Source organism: Vibrio sp. 1978 (assembly GCF_033344345.1).
Genome location: NZ_JAWPOP010000420.1, coordinates 1 through 728, shown reverse-complemented (window position 1 = coordinate 728; position 728 = coordinate 1). Strand labels below are relative to the sequence as shown.

Here is a 728-nt window from a genome sequence, read left to right as displayed (position 1 = left end):
CTTCAAAGCTTGGCCACAATACTTCATTGGTCATGAGGTTATTATCAGCCCCTCCTAACCAAGGGACAGACACCATTCTGGCGTAAAACAGTGCTCCGAAAAACGCGCCAAAGAACATCACTTCTGAAAAGATGAACCAACTCATCCCCTGACGAAATGATCGAGTGATCTGCGCGCTGTATTTACCCGTCAACGATTCAGTGATGACGTTACTAAACCATCCTGCCAACATGTAAAGCAGAAACAAAAAGCCTACGGCAAGCACAATGCGACCAACAACACCGACCGCACCATCGCTTTGAGTACCTTGCACCGTCATGCCCGCACCGACGGCGACTAAAAACAGAGCAAACGCGCCAATGATCGGCCAACTACTTTGAGCAGGAACGTAATAGGTTCCAGGTTTATTACTCATCAGTTCTCTCCTTACAGACACTATTTAGCCTGTATCTCACTCCTTGAGAGGCTAACTGCCTGTGGGAGGAGGAAGTTTGTAGAGTGTATAAGACAGCGTTAATGTATGTATTGAGTCCGGCAAATCGGGCTCAATATAGAAAATCAATGGCATCTGAGCGTGCTGCTTTCCATCCAGCGGTTGTTGCGTAAAACAAAAGCACTCTATTTTGTTGAAGTAAGCTGCACCGTTGCCGGGAGAAACGGAAGGCACCGCCTGCCCCACCAGCCTTTGTCCACTTTCGTTAAATGCCAAGTATTCAGTTTGCACGACC

General features: G+C 47.7%; 2 protein-coding genes. Both read right to left on the bottom strand.

Annotated features, from left to right (window positions below):
- Nucleotides 1-415, bottom strand: a 415-nt coding sequence (locus R8N49_RS26990; RefSeq protein ID WP_318190436.1) for a cytochrome c oxidase subunit 3, incomplete at its 3' end; no start/stop codon positions are given.
- A 51-nt stretch (nucleotides 416-466) separates the two neighbouring features.
- The coding region (locus tag R8N49_RS26985; RefSeq protein WP_318190435.1) for a cytochrome c oxidase assembly protein at nucleotides 467-728 on the bottom strand (262 nt) is incomplete at its 5' end.